We start from the raw sequence: 19604 nt of genomic DNA on the forward strand, positions 1-19604 counted from the left end.
GATCGGCTCAGCCCGCGAACCAGCGGGCCGGCACCATCACCAGCGACGGGAACAGCACCAGCAGGGTCAGCACTAGAAGCTGCGCCAGCAGGAAGGGCCAGACGCCGCGCATCAGGCTGCCCATGTTCAGCTTCGCCACGCCGGCCACCACGTTCAGCACGGTGCCGACCGGCGGGGTGATCAGGCCGATGGCGTTGTTGATGATGAACAGCACGCCGAAATAGACGGGGTCGATCCCGGCCTGCTTGATCACCGGCATCAGGACCGGAGTCAGGATCAGGATGGTCGGCGTCATGTCCATCGCCGTCCCGACGATCACCACCAGCACCATGATAGCGGCCATCAGCAAGGTCGGGCTGCCCATGAAGGGCTCCAGCATCTCGCCGACCTGGGCCGGCAGATTGGCGATGGTGATCATCCAGGCCGACACCATGGCGGCGGCGACCAGGAACATCACCACCGCGGTGGTGGTGGCCGCCGAGGCGAACAGGTCGAACAACTGCGACGGCTTCAGTTCGCGATAGACCACCACGGCGACGAACAGCGCATAAACCGCCGCGACCACAGCCGCCTCGGTGGGCGTGAAGATGCCGAACTTCAGGCCGAAGATGATGATGCCCGGCAGCATCAGCGCCCAGAAGCCATCCTTCACCGCCGCCGCGACCTCCCCCTTCGTCGCCCGCGGCGGCGGGGCCAGATCCTCGTGGCGGACCACCAGCCACCAGGCGGCGACCAGACCCAGACCCAGCATCAGGCCCGGGAAGATGCCGGCCAGGAACAGCTTGGTGATCGACACGTTGGCCGCGACGCCGAACAGGATGAAGCCGATGCTGGGCGGGATGATCGGCGCGATGATGCCGCCGGCTGCGATCAGCCCGCAGGAGCGCGCCTTGTCATGGCCGGCCCGCACCATCATCGGCACCAGCAGGGCCGACAGGGCGGCGGCATCGGCCACCGCCGACCCGGACAGGCTGGCGAGGATGCAGGAGGCGAGAATCGCGACGTAGCCGAGCCCGCCGCGGATATGGCCGACCAGCGCCATCGCCACGGCGACAATGCGCCGCGACAGGCCGCCGGCATTCATCACCTCGCCCGCCAGCATGAAGAAGGGCACGGCGACCAGCGGGAAGCTGTCGGCGCCGTTGATGACGTTCTGGGCGACGATCTGGGCGTCGAACAGGTCGAGATGGAACATCAGCGCCACGCCGCACAGCAGCAGCGCGAAGGCGATCGGCGTGCCGATGGCCATGGCCCCCAGCAGCGAGCCGAGGAAGACGGTGACGGTCATGGCAGGAACTCCTTGCCGCTCGGGCTATCTGGGGATCAGGCGGGCCGGCCGGTGGGCGCATGCGTGGCGTCGGCCGTTTCCTCGGACTCCGTCACCGTGATCAGCTCGCCGTCCTTGAGGCGGCCGGTCAGAGCGCGAAGGAGGTTGAAGACCAGGATCACCAGCGCCAGGACGCCGAACACCACGCCGGAACCGTAGAAGAACCCCATCGACAGGCCGGTGGCTGGCGCCGTCACCTGCAGGTTGATCAGCGTCTGGTCCCAACTGCCGCCGAGCAGCAGCCCGGTGGCGTAGATCATCAGCAGATGGCTGAGGCAGAAGCAGAGCAGCCTCCCCGTCCTGGGCAGCAGGGCGACCATGGTGTCCATGCCGAGATGGCCGTGCTTGTGCAGCGCCACCACCGCCCCCATGAAGGTCATCCAGACGAAGAGAAGCCGCGACAGCTCCTCCGACACCGTGATGCCGCTGTTGAAGCCGTAGCGCAGCACCACGTTGCCGAAGACCAGCACCAGCATGCCGGCCAGACAGGCCACGATCGCGACCTTCAGAACGAAGACATACCCGTCGATGAAGCGGCCCATCCGTTCCTCCCCTAAAGCTCTTTTCGTTCAGGACCCCGTCAGGTCATTCGGCCGGCAGCGCCGCGATCTTGGCGCGGAAGGCGTCGGTGCCGGCGACCACCTTGTCGAGCACCGCGTCGAGCGCCCAGAAGCGTTCGCGCACGTCATACTGGATCACGCGGCAGCGGATCGACCCGAAGGTGCCGAGGCGCTGGTGGTACATCTTGGCGAAGGCCGGATAGCCCAGGCTTTCCGACACCGCGGCCACCACCAGGAAGGTCGCCAGCTCGTCCGCCAGTTCGGGATGGCGGTCGCCATGCAGCCGCATCCAACGGTAGAGGTCGGGGTGGATGTTGGTGAAGACGCCGGTGAAGCCCGGCGATCCCGCCCGCATGGCGTCACGGGCGATGGCGGCGTTGGCGTTGATGATGGCGAGGCCGGAGCCCTCGGCGATCTTCAGCCGGCGCTCGACCGTCGGCAGATCGCAGCTGACGTCCTTCAGCAGGACGAAGCGGCCGCTGTCGATGCACAGCCGCAGCTCCTCGTCACTCAGCAGCCGGCGGTAGGGCGCCGGGCATTCGTACAGCCCCAGCGGCATGTCGCTCGGCAGACGCTCCAGCAGATGGGACAGGTGGCGGCGGAATGCCTCGGTTCCCTCGTTCTTCGGGTCGAGGTGGTTGGTCACCAGCACCAGCGCGTCGCCGCCGGTGGCGGCCATCGCCGTCAGTTCCTCGACCTGGGTGTCGAGGTCGTCGCTGATGTGGCCCGACACCACCACCGGCACCCGGCCGGCGACGGCGGCGACGACGAATTTCGCCAGTTCCACCCGCTCGGCCAGCGACAGGAATTGCATCTCGCTGGACTGGCAGACGGCGAACAGGGCGTCGGCGCCGTTGGCCAGATACCACTCGATCAGGCGGGCCAGCCCCGGATAATCGATCTCGCCGGCATCGGTGAAGGGGGTCAGCATCACCGGAATGATGCCGTCAATGCGCTGCGCCATGGGAAGACTTCCAATCGGGAGGGAATGCGAAAGCAAGGAAATGGAGCGCGGAACCGAAGCTCGGGGGCCGGTCAGGCGACCGCCAGCCCGCCGAGAGCCGCGTCGGTTTCCGGCGCCGCCGGCAGGCTGGCCTGACCGCCGGCCCGCGTGCAGGACAGCGAAGCGGCGCAGGCGGCACGGCGGATCGCCGCGGCGAGCGGCCGGCCGCGGTCCAGTTCGGCCGCCAGCACCCCGACGAAGCAATCGCCGGCTCCGGTGGTGTCGCGCACGGCGACGGTGGGAGCCGGCTGACGGCCGCTGCCGTCCACCGCGCTGCCGTCGACAGACGACCATTCGACACCGTCGCCGCCCAGCGTGCGGATCACCGTGCCGCCCAACAAGGAGCGGAGCGACGCCGCGTCGCCGGCACATCCGAGATCGCCGGCCAGCCATTCCGCCTCATCCTCGTTCACCACAAGGATGTCGACGGACTTCAGCACCGGCAGCGGCAGCGGGGCGGCCGGTGCGAGGTTCAGGATCACCCGTGCGCCCAGCCGGCGGGCGCGCAGGATCAGCGCCGCGGTCTCGCCGGGATCGGACTCCATCTGCACGATCAAAGTCGTGCCGGACGACAGAAGCGCGTCCTCGACCTGATCGGCGCGCGCCTGCAGGTTGGCCCCGCCGGCAACGACGATCTGGTTGCGGCCCGCCGCATCGGTGCAGACGGCGGCGGTGCCGGTCGCCCGGTCTGTCACCGCAACGCGGGACAGATCGACACCGGCGCCGCGCAGCCCGCCCAGCGCGGTTTCCTTCAGTCCGTCGCCGCCGACGGCCCCGACCATCGTCACCCTGGCGCCATCGCGGGCGGCGGCGACGGCCTGGTTGGCCCCCTTGCCGCCGGGATGCAAGTCCAGCGACCGCGCCAGCAGGGTCTGCCCGGCAAGGGGCAGATCCTCCATGGCGAAGATCATGTCGAGGTTGATGGATCCGAAGACGACGATCATGGCTCTGCTCCGCTGCCTTACCGCACCGTCACTGGGCGGCGCGCGCCTTGGCGATCTCGGCCTGGGCCTGCGCCATCAGGGCGGGATCAACCTTCTGCGAGAACTTCTCGACCACCGGGCGGATCTTGGCGCGGAACTTCTCGACCTCCGCCGGAGCCAGTTCGGTGACGGTCATGCCCTTCGCCTTCAGCTCGTCCACGGCCTTGCTCGCCTGCTCGCGCGAGACGCGGCGCTCGTAGTCGCGGGCCTCCAGCGTGGCGTCTTGGATCAGCTTGCGCTCGTCCTCGTTCAGCTTGGCCCAGAACTTGGCGCCGACCAGCACGGCCTGCGGGTTGTACATGTGGTTGCTGAGCGTCAGGTACTTCTGCACCTCGTTCAGCTTGGCGGTCAGGATGCTGGGGGCCGGGTTCTCCTGGCCGTCCACCGTCTTGCTCTCAAGCGCGGTGTAGACTTCCGGGAAGGGCAGCGGCACGGCGTTGGCGCCCAGCGTGTTGAACAGGTCGATGTAGATCGGCGACTGCACGACGCGGATCTTCAGGCCGGCGATGTCCTCCACCGTGGCGATCGGACGGCGGCTGTTGGTCAGCTGACGGAATCCCAGTTCCCAATAGCCGAGACCGACCAGCCCCTTGGCCGACAGCTTGTCCAACAGCGTCTTGCCCACCGGGCCGTCCATCACGGCATCGGCCACCTTCGGCGAGTCGAACTGGAACGGCAGGTCGACCATGACGAAATTGTCGTCCAGGCTGGACAGCAGCCCGGCATTCAGCACCGTCATCTCGACGATGCCGCCCTGCAGCGCGGAGATCATCTGCACGTCGCCGCCCAGCACGCCGTTGGTGAAGAGCTGGACCTTGATCTTGCCGCCGCTCTTTTCCTTCACGATCTCGGCGAACTTCGCCATGCCCAGGGCCAGCGGCGAGCCGTCGGCACCGGCGCTCGCCAGCTTCATGGTGTGCGCGCCGATCTCGGCCGCGTTGCCCATGCCGCTGAACAGCAGCATGCCTGCCGTGACGGCGCTCGCCAGAACCGACTGAAGACCGTAGCGCATACCATTCCTCCTGATGTGGCCCGTTCGTCGGCGGGCCTTCGCGGGTTGCCATGGGAAAACGGGCCGGAAAACGTGAGAGCGTCACAGGGCCGGCACCATTGATGTAAGCGCTTACATAGATCGCATCACGGACTGATGCAACAACAAACTTGACGTAACAATGAGGATGTGTAACCGCTTTCAATGAAACGGTTCCGCACAACCTTATGGAGATGCCGGCGATGTCAGAGCGCGATCCGAAGACCGGACCTGCGCCCCGCGCTCCCCGTGCCGTGGATGTTGCCGCGGCGGCGGACGTGTCGATCGCCACCGTATCGCGCGTCTTCAACAATCCGGAAAAGGTCGCCCCGGCGATCCGCGAACGCGTGCTGGCGACCGCCAAGGCGATGGGCTGGATGCCGCATGCCGCCGGCAGCGCGCTGGCCCGCCGCCGCACCTCCATCGTCGGGGCGGTGATCCCCACCCTCGACAACGAGGTGTTCGCCGCCCAGGTCGGGGCGATGCAGAAGGCCTTCGCCGAGCGCGGCATCACTCTGCTGTTGAGCTGCTTCAACTACGACCAGGATCAGGCGGTTCACGACGTGCAGGCGATGCTGGCCCGTGGGGTGGAGGCGCTTGCCATCGTCGGCGAGGCCCACCGGCCCGATCTGTTCGCCGGCATCCAGGCCCGGCACATTCCCTATGTCGTCACCTACAGCCACCGGCCTGACAGTCCACATCCCTGCATCGGCTTCGACAACCGGCAGGCATTCCACAGCATCGCCAGCCACCTGCTCGACCTCGGCCACGAAACCATCGGGGTGATCATCCAGCCGACGGCCGGCAACGACCGCGTCGCCGCACGCCTGGACGGGGTGCGCGCGGCTTTGGCCGAACGCGGCCTCGGCATCCGCCCGCAGCATCTGTGCGAAGGGGAATGGAGCATCGATTTCGGCCGGCAGAGCGTGCGCGCCATGCTGGCGACCGATCCGCCGCCGACCGCGGTGATCTGCGGCAACGACTACCTCGCCCTCGGCGCCCTGCTGGAGGCGCGGGCGATGGGGCTGACGGTGCCGCAAGGCCTTAGCATCACCGGCTTCGACGACATCGCCATCAGCCGCCAGCTCGATCCGCCGCTGACCACCATGCACGTCGACAATCACGAGATCGGCCGGCGCGCCGCCGACTATCTGCTCGCCTGCCTGGAGGGGAGCCGGCCGGCCGCGCTGCCGCCGCTGGTGCCGACCCTGATCCGCCGGGGAACGACGGCGGCTCCGCACACTTAACGCGGCGCCGCTCCTCCTTGCAGGGACGCGAGGTGGCGCTCCTCCCACTGGCGGCAGGCTTCCAACTCGTCGAACAGCCAGTCGCGGAAGAGCCGGACCTTCGGCAGGTCGAAGGACGACTTCAAGGTTACGAAGCCATGCCCCTGCGCCTTGAGCGGCCGGGGCGGGAACGGGATCACCAGCCTGCCCGACTCCAGTTCCCGCCGGGCGAGCAGCAGGCTGTCCAGGCAAACCCCCATCCCGTTCACCGCGGCGTTGATCGCCATGAAGGACCGGTCGAAGCGCAGACCGCGCTCCATGTCCAGCTGCACGCCGCGATGCCGGCGGGCCCAGTCGCGCCAGCCGACAATGTTGATTTCCGAATGGATCAGGATATGGCGGCTCAGATCCTGCGGCCGGCGGATCGGGTTCAGGCCATTGGCCAGTTCCGGAGCGCACATCGGCACGATGGTGTCCTCCGGGAACTGGGCCATCACGCAGCCGGACGGCGGCGGACCGGGTTTGTAGCGGATGTCGATGTCCACCGCCCCCGTCGTCAGGTCGATGGGTGAGACCGAGGCCTGCAACCGGATGTCGATGGCCGGGTGAAGCTCCTTCACGCGGTTCAGCCGCGGCATCAGCCATTGCGTGGCAAAGCTCGGCATCGAGCGCACGGTCAGGATGGTGGTGCCGACGCCTGCGGTGGTGGCGTTGCGCGTGGCGGTGTCGATGCGGGCGAAGGCGGCGATGATTTCCGCGGCATAGGCCCGCCCCGCATCGGTCAGCGTCACCGACCGATGCACCCGGTGGAACAGCGGAAAGCCCAGCTGTTCCTCCAGAATCTTCACCTGATGGCTGATCGCCGACGGCGTCAGGCCGAGATCCTGCGCTGCGGTTGCAAAGGATTGCAGCCTCGCGGCAGCCTCGAACGCTTGCAACGCCTTGATTGAGACCCGCTTCCGCATCGCAGCATTTCAGTGAATTCAATTCATGTGACTGCGATCTTATTCGTTTGTCAGGCTCATCTCAAGAACATAGTATTTCCTCAACGGTCTGCCCAACAAACCATCGGCGGACCACGCTAAACATCCCGATAGCCCGACCAAACTCCCTACAAATCCGATGCTCCGTCGCGGCCCCCGCATGGCCGCCACGGCGGAGCCTGCTTCGAGAAGAGGAAGCGACCATGCTGCTGTCCAACAAGGTCTGCGTGATCACCGGGGCGGCGTCGCGCCGCGGCATCGGCCGGGCGACCGCCAAGCTCTTCGCGCTGCACGGCGGACGCGCGATCATCCTGGACCTCGACGGTGCCCAGGCCGCCGAAGCCTCCGCCGAACTGGGCGAGGCGCACCGCGGCTTCGCCTGCGACGTGACCGACCGCGACGCCTGCTTTGCCGTCGCCAACCGCGTGGTGGAGGAGTTCGGCCGCATCGACGTGCTGGTCAACAATGCCGGCATCACCCAGCCGCTGAAGTTCATGGACATCGGCCCGAAGAATTACGAGGCGGTGACCGACGTCAGCCTGCGCGGCACGCTGTACATGAGCCAGGCGGTCGTCCCCCACATGCGGGAGCGCAAGTCCGGCTCCATCGTCTGCATCTCGTCGGTTTCGGCGCAGCGCGGCGGCGGAATCTTCGGCGGTCCGCATTACAGCGCGGCAAAGGCCGGCGTGCTGGGTCTGGCAAAGGCGATGGCGCGCGAACTGGGGCCGGACAATGTCCGCGTCAACTCGGTCACGCCCGGCCTGATCCAGACCGACATCACCGGCGACAAGCTGACCCCGGAGCTGCGGACGGAAATCCTCAAGGGCATTCCGCTGAACCGCTTGGGCGACGCCGACGATGTGGCCCGCTCCTGCCTGTTCCTGGCGTCCGAGCTGTCCTCCTACGTCACCGGGGCTACGCTCGACGTCAACGGCGGCATGCTGATCCACTGATCCCGAAATGCTGGAGACACCTCCCGTGGACACCGCACTCGACACCACTCCGCTGGGGCACAATGTGCCGCTGGCCGAACGCGCCTACCGCATCCGCCGCAACGCCCTGCTGATGGGCGAGGTGCAGGGCCAGGGCTATATCGGGCAGGCGCTGGACATCGCCGACGTGCTGGCGGTCTCCTACTTCCACGCCATGACCTACCGGCCCGAGGATCCGCACTGGGAGGGGCGCGACCGCTTCCTGCTGTCCAACGGCCATTATGCCATTGCGCTCTACGCCGCCCTGATCGAGGCCGGCATCGTCCCGGCCGAAGAGCTGGAGACCTACGGCAGCGACGACAGCCGCCTGCCGATGTCGGGTATGGCCGCCTACACGCCGGGCATGGAGATGTCGGGCGGTTCGCTCGGCCTCGGCCTCGGCATCGCGGTCGGCATCGGGCTGGGGCTGAAGCGCAAGAACTCCGATGCCCGTGTCTACACCCTGTTCTCCGACGGCGAACTGGACGAGGGCTCCGTCTGGGAAGCCATCATGTCGGCCGCCCATTACAAGCTCGACAATGTGATCGCCATCGTCGACGTCAACAACCAGCAGGCCGACGGCCCGTCGACCCAGGTGATGGCGTTCGAGCCGCTGGTGGACAAGCTGGAGGCCTTCGGCTGGTTCGTCCAGCGGGTCGACGGCAACGACATGGACGCGGTGGTCGCCGCCTTCGACGCCGCCAAGACCCACCCGGAGCCCAAGCCGCGGATGATCGTCTGCGACACCAAGATGGGCAAGGGCGTGCCCTTCCTCGAAGCCCGCGAAAAGAACCACTTCATCCGCGTCGACGCGCACGAATGGCAGCTGGCGCTGGACGCGCTCGACGCCGGGAGGACCGCATGAGCACCGCAACCGCCACTGGCACCGACACTGCCTCCAAGCCGCGCCTGAAGACCTCCGCCATGATCGCCTCCATCGCGGCGGAGGGGCAGCGGACGAAGCCGGCCCCCTTCGGCCATGCGCTGGTCGAGCTGGCGAAGCAGCGGCCGGAGATCGTCGGCATGACCGCCGACCTCGCCAAATACACCGACCTGCACATCTTCGCCCAGGCCTTCCCGGACCGCTTCTATCAGATGGGGATGGCCGAACAGCTGCTGATGGGGGCGGCGTCGGGCATGGCGCACGAGGGCATGATGCCCTTCGTCACCACCTACGCCGTCTTCGCCTCGCGCCGCGCCTACGACTTCGTTCACCAGACGATTGCGGAGGAGAACCGCAACGTCAAGATCGCCTGCGCCCTGCCTGGCCTGACCTCCGGCTATGGCCCCAGCCATCAGGCGGCCGAGGATCTGGCGCTGTTCCGCGCCATGCCGAACATGGTGGTGATCGACCCCTGCGATGCGCACGAGATCGAGCAGGTGGTGCCCGCGATGGCCGCGCACAACGGCCCTGTCTATATGCGCCTGCTGCGCGGCAACGTCCCGCTGGTGCTGGACGAGTACGACTACAAATTCGAACTCGGCAAGGCCAAGCTGCTGCGCGACGGCGCGGACGTGCTGGTCATCTCGTCCGGCATCATGACGATGCGGGCGCTGGAGGTGGCGCAGCGGCTGGAGGCCGACAAGGTCGGCATCGGGGTGCTGCACGTCCCCACCATCAAGCCGCTCGACACCGAAACCATCCTGCGCGAGGCGGCACGCACCGGCCGCATGGTGGTGGTGGCGGAGAATCACACGGTCATCGGCGGGCTGGGCGAGGCGGTGGCCGGCACCCTGCTGCGCGCCGGCGTCGCCCCGGTCTTCCGCCAGATCGGCCTGCCCGACGAGTTCCTGAAGGCCGGCGCCCTGCCGACCCTGCACGACCTCTACGGCATCTCCACCGATGCGATGGCGGCCAGCATCAAGGGCTGGCTGTAAGGGCCTCCGGGACGCGGGGAGTTTGCTTCCCCGCCCCTGCAACCGGCCCCTGCCGCCACCCGCTTGCCGCCCAAAAAGGCCAAACCCCAAAGAAGCCGAACCATAGAATTCCGGAGAGGAAACCATGCTCAAGATGCCGACCTTCCGCGCCACCTCCTTCCGTCCCAGCCGCCGCGCCGTTCTGGCAGCCGCCGGCGCCATGCCGCTGGTCACCATCCTGAAATACCCGGCGGACGCCGCCGAATTCCAGTTCAAGTACGCCACCGGCCAGGACCCGACCCATCCCGTCAACATCCGCGCCCAGGAAGCGATCGACCGCATCCGCGAGGCAACCTCCGGCCGGCTGGACATCAAGCTGTTCCCGGCCAACCAGCTGGGCAGCGACACCGACCTGCTGGGTCAGGTGCGCAACGGCGGGGTCGAGATCTTCAATCTCAGCTCGCTGATCCTCGCCACCTTCGTCCCGGTGTCCGGCATCACCAGCATGGGCTTCGCCTTCAACGACTACAGCGCCGTCTGGCAGGCAATGGACGGCGACCTCGGCAAGCACATCCGCGCCGAGATCGCCAAAACCCCGATCATGACGCTCGGCAAGATCTGGGACAACGGCTTCCGCCACGTCACCTCTTCCACCCGCGTCATCAAGACCGCCGACGATATCAAGGGCTTCAAGATGCGGGTGCCGCCGGCGCCGGCTCTGACCTCGCTGTTCAAGGCCATCGGCGCCGCTCCCGCCCCGATCAATTTCAACGAGCTGTATTCGGCACTCCAGACCGTGGTGGTGGAGGGGCAGGAAAACCCGCTGGCGATCATCGCCACCGCCCGCCTGTACGAGGTGCAGAAGACCTGCAGCCTGACCGGCCATGTCTGGGACGGCTACTGGGTGCTGGGCAACAAGCGCGCCTTCGCCAAGCTGCCGGCCGATGTCCAGGGGATCGTCGGCCGCGAACTGGACCGCTCCGCCGACGACCAGCGCGCCGACATCGCCGCCCTGAACGACAGCCTCCAGAAGGATCTGGCCGCCAAGGGGCTGACCTTCCACACCGTCGATCGCGAGCCGTTCCGCAAGGCGCTGTCCTCGACCAGCTTCTATCAGGAGTGGAAGGACAAGTACGGCGCCACCGCCTGGGAACTGCTGGAGAAGGTGTCCGGCAAGCTCGGCTGAGACCGTCCGGGCTGAGACTGGCGTCCATTGAGACTGCCGTCGATTGCGACCCGGCCGATCCGCACCCCCGCCCTCGACCCGGTCCCAATGGCACCGGCCCCAGGGGCGGCGGGTCCAGGTCGGCCGTCCCGTCCACCGATCGTCCTTCCGAAGGGCTGGCCTCATGAACACTCCCATCAATGCGGCGGCCACGGCCGCTCACGATTCCGGCGCTCACGGTTCCGGGCAGCGGTCCGGCATCCAGGCCCGCTGGCTGGGTCAGCTCGACCGGGGCATCGGCTTCCTCGTCGAACTTCCGGCGGCGCTGCTGGTGCTCGCCGAGGTCGGCGTGCTGCTGGTCGGCGTCATCTGGCGCTATCTCCTCCACAGCCCGATCATCTGGTCGGACGAGTTGGCCTCCATCCTGTTCCTCTGGCTCGCCATGTTCGGCTCGGTCGTCGCGTTGCGCCGGGGCGAGCATATGCGGATGACGGCGCTGGTCGGCATGCTGGGACCGCGTGCCCAGGCCTTCCTCGACGTGCTCGCCATGACGGCGGCGCTGGCCTTCCTGCTGCTGATGGCCGAACCCGCCTATGAATTCGCCTCGGAAGAGGTATGGGTCACCACCCCGGCGCTCGACATCGCCAATTCCTGGCGCGCATCGGCGCTGCCGGTCGGCATCGTCCTGATGATCTCGGTCGCCCTGCTGCGGCTGGCCCGTGTCGGCCGCGCCGCCGACGTGCTGTGGGCGGCGCTGGCGGTGGCCGCGACCATCGGTGCGGCGGTGCTGGCCGGTCCGGTCTTCGCCGGGCTCGGCAACCTCAACCTGCTGCTCTTCTTCGTCGTCGGCGTCGGCGTGATGGTGTTCCTCGGTCTGCCCATCGCCTTCTCTTTCGGGCTCGCCACCTTCGGCTACCTGTCGCTCGCCACCTCGACCCCGGCCATCGTCATGGTCGGCCGCATGGACGAGGGGATGAGCCACCTGATCCTGCTGTCGGTTCCGCTGTTCGTCTTCCTCGGCCAGTTGATCGAGATGACGGGGATGGCCCGCGCCATGGTTGGCTTCCTCGCCAGCCTGCTCGGCCATGTGCGCGGCGGCCTGTCCTATGTGCTGATCGGTGCCATGTATCTCGTGTCCGGAATCTCAGGCTCCAAGGCGGCGGACATGGCGGCGGTGGCGCCGGTGCTGTTCCCCGAGATGAAGGCGCGCGGCGCCAAGCCCGGCGATCTGGTCGCCCTGCTGTCCGCCACCGGCGCCCAGACCGAGACCATTCCGCCGTCGCTGGTCCTGATCACCATCGGCTCCGTCACCGGCGTGTCCATCGCCGCCCTGTTCACCGGCGGACTGCTGCCCGGCATCGTTCTCGGCGTGGCGCTCGCCGCCCTGGTCTGGTGGCGCTACCGCGACGAGGATTTGTCCCATGTCCGCCGCGCCAGCCGGGGCGAGATCGGCAAGGCGTTCCTGATCGCCCTGCCCGCCATCGCCCTGCCCTTCATCATCCGCGCCGCGGTGATCGAAGGCGTGGCGACGGCGACCGAGGTGTCGACCATCGGCATCGTCTATGCCGTGATCGCCGGGCTGCTGGTCTACCGCCAGTTCGACTGGCGCCGCATCTATCCGATGCTGGTCGATACCGCGGCCCTGTCCGGCGCCATCCTGCTGATCATCGGTGCCGCCACCGGCATGGCTTGGGCGCTGACCCAGTCCGGCTTCTCCAACACCCTGGCGACGGCGATGCGCGAGCTGCCCGGCGGCGTGCCGGTGTTCATCGCGGTGTCCATCGTCGCCTTCATCATCCTGGGCAGCGTGCTGGAAGGCATCCCCGCCATCGTGCTGTTCGGACCGCTGCTGTTCCCCATCGCCCGCCAGATCGGTGTGCACGAGGTCCACTATGCGATGATCGTCATCCTGGCGATGGGCATCGGCCTGTTCGCCCCGCCCTTCGGCGTCGGCTACTACGCCGCCTGCGCCATCAGCCGCATCAGCCCGGACGAAGGCATGAAGCCCATCCTGGGATATCTGGCGGCGCTGGCGGTCGGGCTGATCGTCGTCGCGGCGTTCCCCTGGGTGTCGATCGGCTTCCTCGGCTGACCCGCTCCGGCACCGGCCTCTCCCTCCTTCACAGTCTCCGTATCCAAGGAAACCGGACAATGACGACCGTCGGATTCATCGGCCTCGGATCCATGGGAATGCCCATGGCGAACAATTTGCTGGCCAAGGGCTTCGCCGTGCAGGGCTTCGATGTCCGCGCCGACAGTGTCGCCGCCCTGGCGTCGCGCGGCGCCCGGCCGGCGGCCAGCGCCGCGGCGGCAGCGGCCGGTGCCGATGCGCTGGTGCTGATGGTGGTGAATGCCGCCCAGGCCGAGCAGGCGCTGTTCGCCGACGGCGCGCTGGAGGCCTTGCCGGACGGATCGGCGGTGGTCCTGATGGCGACCTGCCCGCCGGGAGCGGTCGCTGCCCTGGCGGCGCGGGTGGAGGCGGCGGGACGCCGCTTCGTCGACGCGCCGGTGTCCGGCGGCGTGGTGGGCGCGGTCGCCGGCACCCTGTCGATCATGGCGGCGGCACCGGCCGCGGTGGTGGAGCGGCTGCGCCCGGTGCTGGCGGCGATGGGGGACAAGGTCTTCCATGTCGGCGAGCGGCCGGGCCAGGGCGCCACGGTGAAGACCGTCAACCAGCTGCTGTGCGGCGTCCACATCGCCGTGGTCGCCGAAGCCTTCGCGCTCGCCGCCAAGGTCGGCGTCGATCTCGACATCCTGCTGGAGATCATGGGCGGCTCCGCGGCGTCCAGCTGGATGCTGAAGGACCGCGGCCCGCGCATGCTTCAGGCCGATCCCGGCATTACCAGCGCCGTCGACATCTTCGTCAAGGATCTCGGCATCGTGCTGGAGGCCGGCCGCGACACCAAGGCGGCCTTGCCGCTGGCTGCCGTCGCCCACCAGATGTTCCTCGCCACCTCCGGCCGCGGAGAGGGGGCGATGGACGACAGCCAGGTGATCCGCAGCTATCACGCGCTCAATGGAACAGGCCAGGCTGCGGGACCGGTTGGAAATCCCGGCCAGACCGGTTGATCCCGGCGGAAAGGAATGCGATCCTGCGCCCTCATCAGCGGGCGGGCAGGATGTCATCGAACACGTCACCGAATGGCGGCAGGCGTCTGACGATCGGGATCGTCGACGACGATCCTGATGTCCTCCAGATGGTCGCCGACCTGCTCGCCGGGGAAGGGTACGAGACGGTCCGCTGCCCCGACGCGGCGACGCTGATGACGGTGCTCGGCGCCGGACGGCTCGACCTGATCGTGCTCGACCTGCGGCTGCCCGACCGCGACGGCATCTCCATCGCCGCCCAGGTGCGGGGCACGATGGATATCCCGATCATCATGCTGACCGGCCGCGGCGACGACATCGACCGCATCATGGGGCTGGAGGTCGGCGCCGACGACTACATCGTGAAGCCGTTCAACAACCGCGAGTTCATCGCGCGCGTTAAGGCTGTCCTGCGCCGCACAGCCCGCGAGAGCGTTCCCGTCCCCGCCCCCTGCAAGCGCGGCTACCGCTTCGCCGGCTTCACCCTGGATGAGGACGGGCGGCGGCTGTTCGACCCGGCCGGCAAGCCGGTGCCGCTAACGGTGGCAGAGTTCGATCTGCTGGTGGCGCTGGTCCGCGCCCATGGCCGGGTGCTCAGCCGCAACCAGATCCTCGACCTGACCCACCATGACCGGGACGACGTCTTCGACCGGACCATCGACGTGCTGATCCTGCGCCTGCGCCGCAAGATCGAACGCAACCCGCAGCAGCCCTGGCTGATCCGCACCGAGCGCGGGCTGGGATATGTCTTCGACTGCGACATCGAGGCGTTCGGCCACTGACCGCCGGTTCCACCGAAACCGGCCTCTGTTAACAAAGTTACAGCCACTCCCTTGAAGCGTGACATTCGCCGTTCACCCTGGCCGCTTACGCTGGCGAAGCGAACAAATGTGCGATCGTCAAAAATCAACCCGAACTCCAAGGGAGGAGTGTTCCGTGACATCCGCTGGCAACTGGATCAAGTCGGTCGGCCTCGGCATCCTGGCGGCCGGCTCCGTGATCGCCCTGACGGCGACCCCGGCCAAGGCGCAAGGCCCCCTCACCGTTCTCTGCGGCGTGCAGGAGGAATGGTGCAAGGCGATTGCGGTCGCCTTCGAGAAGAAGACCGGCACCGCCGTCGCCATGAGCCGCAAGAGCGCCGGCGAGGCGCTGGCGCAGATCCGCGCCGAGTCCGCCAACCCGAAGACCGATGTCTGGTGGGGCGGCCCCGGCGACCCGCATCTGCAGGCGGCCGAGGAAGGGCTGACGCTGGCCTACGAGAGCCCGCAGTTCGCGGACCTCCAACCCTGGGCACAGAGCCAGTACAAGCAGTCGCAGGGGCGCAGCGTCGGCATCTATGCCGGTGCGCTCGGCTTCGTCTACAACACCGAGCTTCTGGCCAAGCGCAAGATCAGCGCGCCGAAATGCTGGGCCGACCTGCTGCGTCCGGAATTCAAGGAAGAGATCCAGATCGCGAACCCCAACGCGTCGGGCACCGCCTACACCGCGCTGGCCACCCTGGTCCAGGTTCTGGGAGAGGACGGGGCGTTCGATTACCTGAAGAAGCTGAACGACAACGTCAACCAGTACACCAAGTCGGGCAGCGCCCCGGCGGCGGCCGTCGCGCGCAGCGAAACTCTGGTCGGCATCATCTTCATGCATGACGGCATCAACCAGAAGGTGAACGGTTTCCCGGTCGATGTCGCCGCCCCCTGCGAGGGCACCGGCTACGAGATCGGCTCGGTCAGCATCATCAAGGGCACGAAGAACCTCGACACCGCCAAGGCCTTCTACGAGTTCGCCCTGTCGCCGGAAGGTCAGGCCACCGGCGCCGAGACCAAGCAATTCCAGATGCCGTCCAACCGCAAGGCGGCGATCCCGCCCGAAGCGCCGAAGCTGGAGGCGATCCGCATGATCGACTACAATTTCCAGAAATTCGGCACCGCCGAAGAGCGCAAGCGCCTGCTGTCGCGCTGGGACGCCGAAATCAAGGCCGTCGCCAAGTAACGGTTGCCGAATGGCGGTTACAGCCTAACCGCCTCCGCGCCTTTCCTCCGATCGGGACATCCGTCGTCCCCCTCCCCCGTCACGGGGGAGGGAAGGGGCGGTCATACCCGGACCGCAAAAATTCGCAGGTGACGTGATGCGTCCTCGTTCAGCAGTCTGGCTGGCGCTGGGGTGGGTGGGCTTCGCCCTGCTGCCCTGGTTCGCCGGCAGCGGCACCCAACCCGCACTTGCACCACCGTCTCCAGGCCCGGCCGGCTCCGCCCTGATCGACGGACTGACCAACGGGCGCTGGTGGCTCCTGCCCGCCGCCCTGCCGCTGATCCTGGCGCTCGTCGCCACCGCCTTGCCCCGCCTTCACGCCCGGCAACCGGCGATCCTGCTGGCGAGCGGAGCCTTCGGGCTGGCCTGGGTCGCCGCACAGGGCTTCGCCATCGGGCTCAACGGCTGGGCTTGGGGTTGGCTCGGCGCCCTGTTCGGCCCGCTGCCGCTGGGTCAGGGCGGCTTCGGCGCTGGCGCGGCACTGACCGCGCTGTCCTTCCTGTTCCTGATGACCAACGGCTTCGCCGGTCTGGGCTTCATGAAGGGCGACCGCTTCACGGCGGGGGCCATCGGTCTGGTGCTGGCCGCCATCGCCGCCTTCGTTTTCCTGCCGGTCGGCTATGTCCTGAGCGGGGCTGGCGACACCGGCAGCGGCGCCTTCTCGGCCGCGGCGCTGTGGTCACGCCTCGCCGCTCCCGACATCTGGCGCCTGTCCTGCCTGACCGAAGCGAAAGCCTGCGGGGTGGTGTGGAACAGCGTCTTCCTGGCGGTGATGACCGGCATCGCGACGACCCTGCTCGGGCTGGCCTTCGCCCTGGTGGCGGTGCGCACCGGCTTCCGCGCCAAGAAGCTGCTGCGCGTTCTGACCGTGCTGCCGATCATCACGCCGCCCTTCGTCATAAGCCTTGCCGTGATCCTGCTGTTCGGGCGCAACGGCACCGTCACCCTGGCGCTGGCCGACTGGTTCGGCATCCCGGTCTCGCGCTGGATCTATGGGCTTCCCGGCGTCCTGCTGACCCAGACGCTGGCATTCACGCCGATCTCCTTCCTGGTGATGATCGGCGTCGTCCAGGGCATCGGCCCTTCGCTGGAGGAAGCCGCGCAGACCCTGCGGGCCAGCCGCTGGGTCACCTTCCGCACCGTCACCTGGCCGCTGATGCGTCCGGGCGTCGCCAACGCCTTCCTGATCAGCTTCATCGAGAGCCTGGCCGACTTCGGCAACCCGCTGATCCTCGGCGGCAATTTCGAGGTGCTGTCAACCAAGATCTATTTCGCGGTCGTCGGCGCCCAGAACGATCCCGGCCGTGCCGCAGCACTCGGCATCATCCTGCTCTGCATGTGCCTCGGCGCCTTCTGGGTGCAGCGGCAATGGCTCGGCAAGAAGTCCTACGCGACGGTCGGCGGCAAGGGCGACAACGGCATCCCGTCGCAGCTTCCGCGCGGCATCAAGATCGCCGCCTATGCCACCGCCCTGCCCTGGGCCGCCTTCACCTTCGTGCTCTACGGCCTGATCCTGTTCGGCGGCTTCACCGAGAACTGGGGCCGCAACAACAGCCTGACCCTGCGCCATTATCTGGCCGCCTTCGACCTCAGCTGGGGGCCGGGCGGGCTGATCTGGTCCGGCCGCGCCTGGGGCTCGCTGTTCACGACCATCGAGGTCGCCGCCCTGTCGGCGCCGCTGACCGCCGCCGTCGGCCTGCTGACCGCCTATCTGCTGGTGCGCCAGCGCTTCAAAGGCCAGGGCGCCTTCGAGTTCCTGACCATGCTGAGCTTCGCCATCCCCGGCACGGTGATCGGCATCAGCTACATCCTCGCCTTCAACCAGCCGCCGATCGAGCTGACCGGCACCGTCACCATCCTGATCGTCTGCTTCGTCTTCCGGAACATGCCGGTCAGCATCCGGGCCGGCGTCGCCGCCATGTCGCAGATCGACCGCAGCCTCGACGAATGCTCCCTGACGCTGGGGGCCGGCAGCGTTCAGACGATCCGCCGGGTGATCCTGCCGCTGCTGCGCCCGGCCATCGTCGCCTCGCTGGTCTACAGCTTCGTCCGGGCCATCACCTCGATCAGCGCGGTGATCTTCCTGGTCAGCCCGAAATACGAGCTGGCCACCGCCTACATCGTCGGCCGCGTCGAGCAGGGCGATTTCGGCCTCGCCATCGCCTACAGCTCGGCCCTGATCGTGCTGATGTCGGTCGTCATCGCCCTCATCCAGCTGCTTGTCGGCGAACGCCGCATCGGCCGCCGCACCGCCACCCCCGTCACGCTTCAGGAGAAGCCGGTATGAGCATCGCCAGCAAGCCCGCGGGCGTCGAATTCCGCAACGTCAGCCGCCGCTACGGCAACACGGCGGCGGTGGACAACGTCAGCTTCACCATCGAATCGGGCACCCTCGTCACCCTGCTGGGGCCGTCCGGCTGCGGCAAGACCACCACGCTCCGCATGATCGCCGGGCTGGAGATGGCGAGCAGCGGGACCATCCTGATCGGCGGCAAGGACGTCACTCGGCTGTCGGCGACCGACCGCAACGTCACCATGGTGTTCCAGTCCTACGCGCTGTTCCCGCACATGAGTGTGGCCGACAACGTCGCCTACGGGCTGGTGGTCAGCGGCGTGCGCAAACGCGACGCCGCAGCCAAGGCGGCCGAGGGGCTGGAACTGGTCGGGCTTGGCGGCTACGGCCAGCGCCTGCCGAGCGAGCTGTCCGGCGGGCAGCAGCAGCGCGTCGCCGTCGCCCGCGCCCTGGTGCTGGAGCCGGAGGTTCTGCTGTTCGACGAGCCGCTGTCCAACCTCGACGCCAAGCTGCGCCGCAAGATGCGCGACGACATCCGCGAGCTTCAGCAGAAGCTCGGCCTGACCTCCGTCTACGTCACCCACGACCAGGAGGAGGCGCTGGCCGTCTCCGACCGGATCATCGTGATGAACAAGTCGGTGATCGCCCAGACCGGCACGCCGGACGAGCTGTACCGCCGGCCGAAGAACCGCTTCGTCGCCGACTTCATCGGCGGCGCCAACCTGATCGACGGCGAACTGGTGGGCCGCAGCGGCGGCATGGCTACGGTGGCGCTCGGGGCTCTGACGCTGTCGGTTCCCGATCCCGGACTGCCGGCCGGCGAGGTGCTGCTGGCTGTCCGGCCCAACGCGATCCGCCTGCGGACCGTATCGGCCGGCGGGAGCGGTGGAGAAAATGGCGACGGCATCCCGGTGACGGTCCGCAAGGCCACATATCTCGGCTCGCACATGGAGTATGGGCTGGTCAGCGAGTTCGGCGACCTGTTCGTGGTCGATCCGAACGTCGCCAGCCCAGTGCCGGCGGGAGCGAGCGCGCTCGCGACCTTCACCGGCGACGGCATCGCTGCCGTCGCGCGCTGACGCCTTCCACCCCGT

The 19604-nt window shown here is 67.8% G+C and carries 17 protein-coding genes; 11 read left to right on the top strand and 6 right to left on the bottom strand.

Annotated features, from left to right (window positions below; translation table 11 throughout):
- Window positions 1-7: 7 nt before the first annotated feature.
- The 5 genes from ACWPN8_RS26595 to ACWPN8_RS26615 all read right to left on the bottom strand — a co-directional run bounded on the left by ACWPN8_RS26595 (window position 8) and on the right by ACWPN8_RS26615 (window position 4885).
- On the bottom strand, window positions 8-1288 hold the full coding sequence (locus tag ACWPN8_RS26595) for a TRAP transporter large permease subunit (RefSeq protein WP_109096759.1): 1281 nt from the start codon (window positions 1286-1288) through the stop codon (window positions 8-10).
- A 35-nt stretch (window positions 1289-1323) separates the two neighbouring features.
- On the bottom strand, window positions 1324-1869 hold the full coding sequence (locus tag ACWPN8_RS26600) for a TRAP transporter small permease (protein WP_492242937.1): 546 nt from the start codon (window positions 1867-1869) through the stop codon (window positions 1324-1326).
- A 43-nt stretch (window positions 1870-1912) separates the two neighbouring features.
- A complete protein-coding gene (locus ACWPN8_RS26605; RefSeq protein WP_492242938.1) occupies window positions 1913-2851 on the bottom strand; it encodes a dihydrodipicolinate synthase family protein in 939 nt (312 codons plus the stop codon).
- Window positions 2852-2922: 71 nt separating this feature from the next.
- Entirely contained in the window at window positions 2923-3834 is a 912-nt protein-coding gene (locus ACWPN8_RS26610) for a ribokinase (protein ID WP_492242939.1), read from the bottom strand.
- A 28-nt stretch (window positions 3835-3862) separates the two neighbouring features.
- A complete protein-coding gene (locus ACWPN8_RS26615; RefSeq protein ID WP_492242940.1) occupies window positions 3863-4885 on the bottom strand; it encodes a TRAP transporter substrate-binding protein in 1023 nt (340 codons plus the stop codon).
- A gap of 221 nt (window positions 4886-5106) precedes the next feature.
- Here ACWPN8_RS26615 and ACWPN8_RS26620 point away from each other — a divergent pair, with 221 nt between their 5' ends.
- Window positions 5107-6150: a LacI family DNA-binding transcriptional regulator gene (locus tag ACWPN8_RS26620; protein ID WP_492242941.1), complete on the top strand. Its 1044-nt coding sequence runs from the start codon at window positions 5107-5109 to the stop codon at window positions 6148-6150.
- Here the strand turns inward: ACWPN8_RS26620 and ACWPN8_RS26625 are convergent.
- Window positions 6147-7094 carry a LysR substrate-binding domain-containing protein gene (locus ACWPN8_RS26625; protein WP_109096764.1) on the bottom strand — a complete coding sequence of 316 codons (948 nt, stop codon included), beginning with the start codon at window positions 7092-7094 and terminating at the stop codon, window positions 6147-6149. The two genes, ACWPN8_RS26620 and ACWPN8_RS26625, sit on opposite strands and share 4 nt — an antisense overlap.
- A 221-nt stretch (window positions 7095-7315) precedes the next feature.
- Between ACWPN8_RS26625 and ACWPN8_RS26630 the strand changes: the two genes are divergently transcribed.
- The 10 genes from ACWPN8_RS26630 to ACWPN8_RS26675 all read left to right on the top strand — a co-directional run bounded on the left by ACWPN8_RS26630 (window position 7316) and on the right by ACWPN8_RS26675 (window position 19589).
- Complete coding sequence (locus ACWPN8_RS26630) at window positions 7316-8065, top strand: SDR family NAD(P)-dependent oxidoreductase (protein ID WP_492242942.1); 750 nt, start codon at window positions 7316-7318, stop codon at window positions 8063-8065.
- 25 nt (window positions 8066-8090) lie between these two features.
- A complete protein-coding gene (locus ACWPN8_RS26635) occupies window positions 8091-8948 on the top strand; it encodes a transketolase (RefSeq protein ID WP_492242943.1) in 858 nt (285 codons plus the stop codon).
- Window positions 8945-9961, top strand: coding sequence for a transketolase family protein (locus tag ACWPN8_RS26640; RefSeq protein ID WP_492242944.1), 1017 nt, complete (start codon window positions 8945-8947; stop codon window positions 9959-9961). The genes ACWPN8_RS26635 and ACWPN8_RS26640 overlap by 4 nt, the downstream gene beginning before the upstream one ends.
- Before the next feature lie 124 nt (window positions 9962-10085).
- Window positions 10086-11126, top strand: coding sequence for a TRAP transporter substrate-binding protein (locus ACWPN8_RS26645; RefSeq protein ID WP_492242945.1), 1041 nt, complete (start codon window positions 10086-10088; stop codon window positions 11124-11126).
- Window positions 11127-11289: 163 nt separating this feature from the next.
- The gene (locus ACWPN8_RS26650) at window positions 11290-13197 is read left to right on the top strand and encodes a TRAP transporter large permease (protein ID WP_492242946.1); all 1908 of its coding nucleotides are present in this window, start codon (window positions 11290-11292) and stop codon (window positions 13195-13197) included.
- A 59-nt stretch (window positions 13198-13256) separates the two neighbouring features.
- Entirely contained in the window at window positions 13257-14174 is a 918-nt protein-coding gene (locus ACWPN8_RS26655; protein WP_492242947.1) for an NAD(P)-dependent oxidoreductase, read from the top strand.
- A gap of 50 nt (window positions 14175-14224) precedes the next feature.
- Window positions 14225-14974: a response regulator gene (locus ACWPN8_RS26660; RefSeq protein ID WP_109096770.1), complete on the top strand. Its 750-nt coding sequence runs from the start codon at window positions 14225-14227 to the stop codon at window positions 14972-14974.
- Window positions 14975-15128: 154 nt separating this feature from the next.
- On the top strand, window positions 15129-16178 hold the full coding sequence (locus tag ACWPN8_RS26665) for an ABC transporter substrate-binding protein (RefSeq protein WP_247872870.1): 1050 nt from the start codon (window positions 15129-15131) through the stop codon (window positions 16176-16178).
- Between the two features lie 136 nt (window positions 16179-16314).
- Window positions 16315-18504: an ABC transporter permease gene (locus ACWPN8_RS26670; RefSeq protein ID WP_492242948.1), complete on the top strand. Its 2190-nt coding sequence runs from the start codon at window positions 16315-16317 to the stop codon at window positions 18502-18504.
- Window positions 18501-19589: an ABC transporter ATP-binding protein gene (locus ACWPN8_RS26675; protein WP_492242949.1), complete on the top strand. Its 1089-nt coding sequence runs from the start codon at window positions 18501-18503 to the stop codon at window positions 19587-19589. Before ACWPN8_RS26670 ends, ACWPN8_RS26675 begins: the two co-directional genes overlap by 4 nt.
- Window positions 19590-19604: the final 15 nt, after the last annotated feature.

The sequence above is a fragment of the Azospirillum sp. UENF 112521 genome (assembly GCF_058780665.1).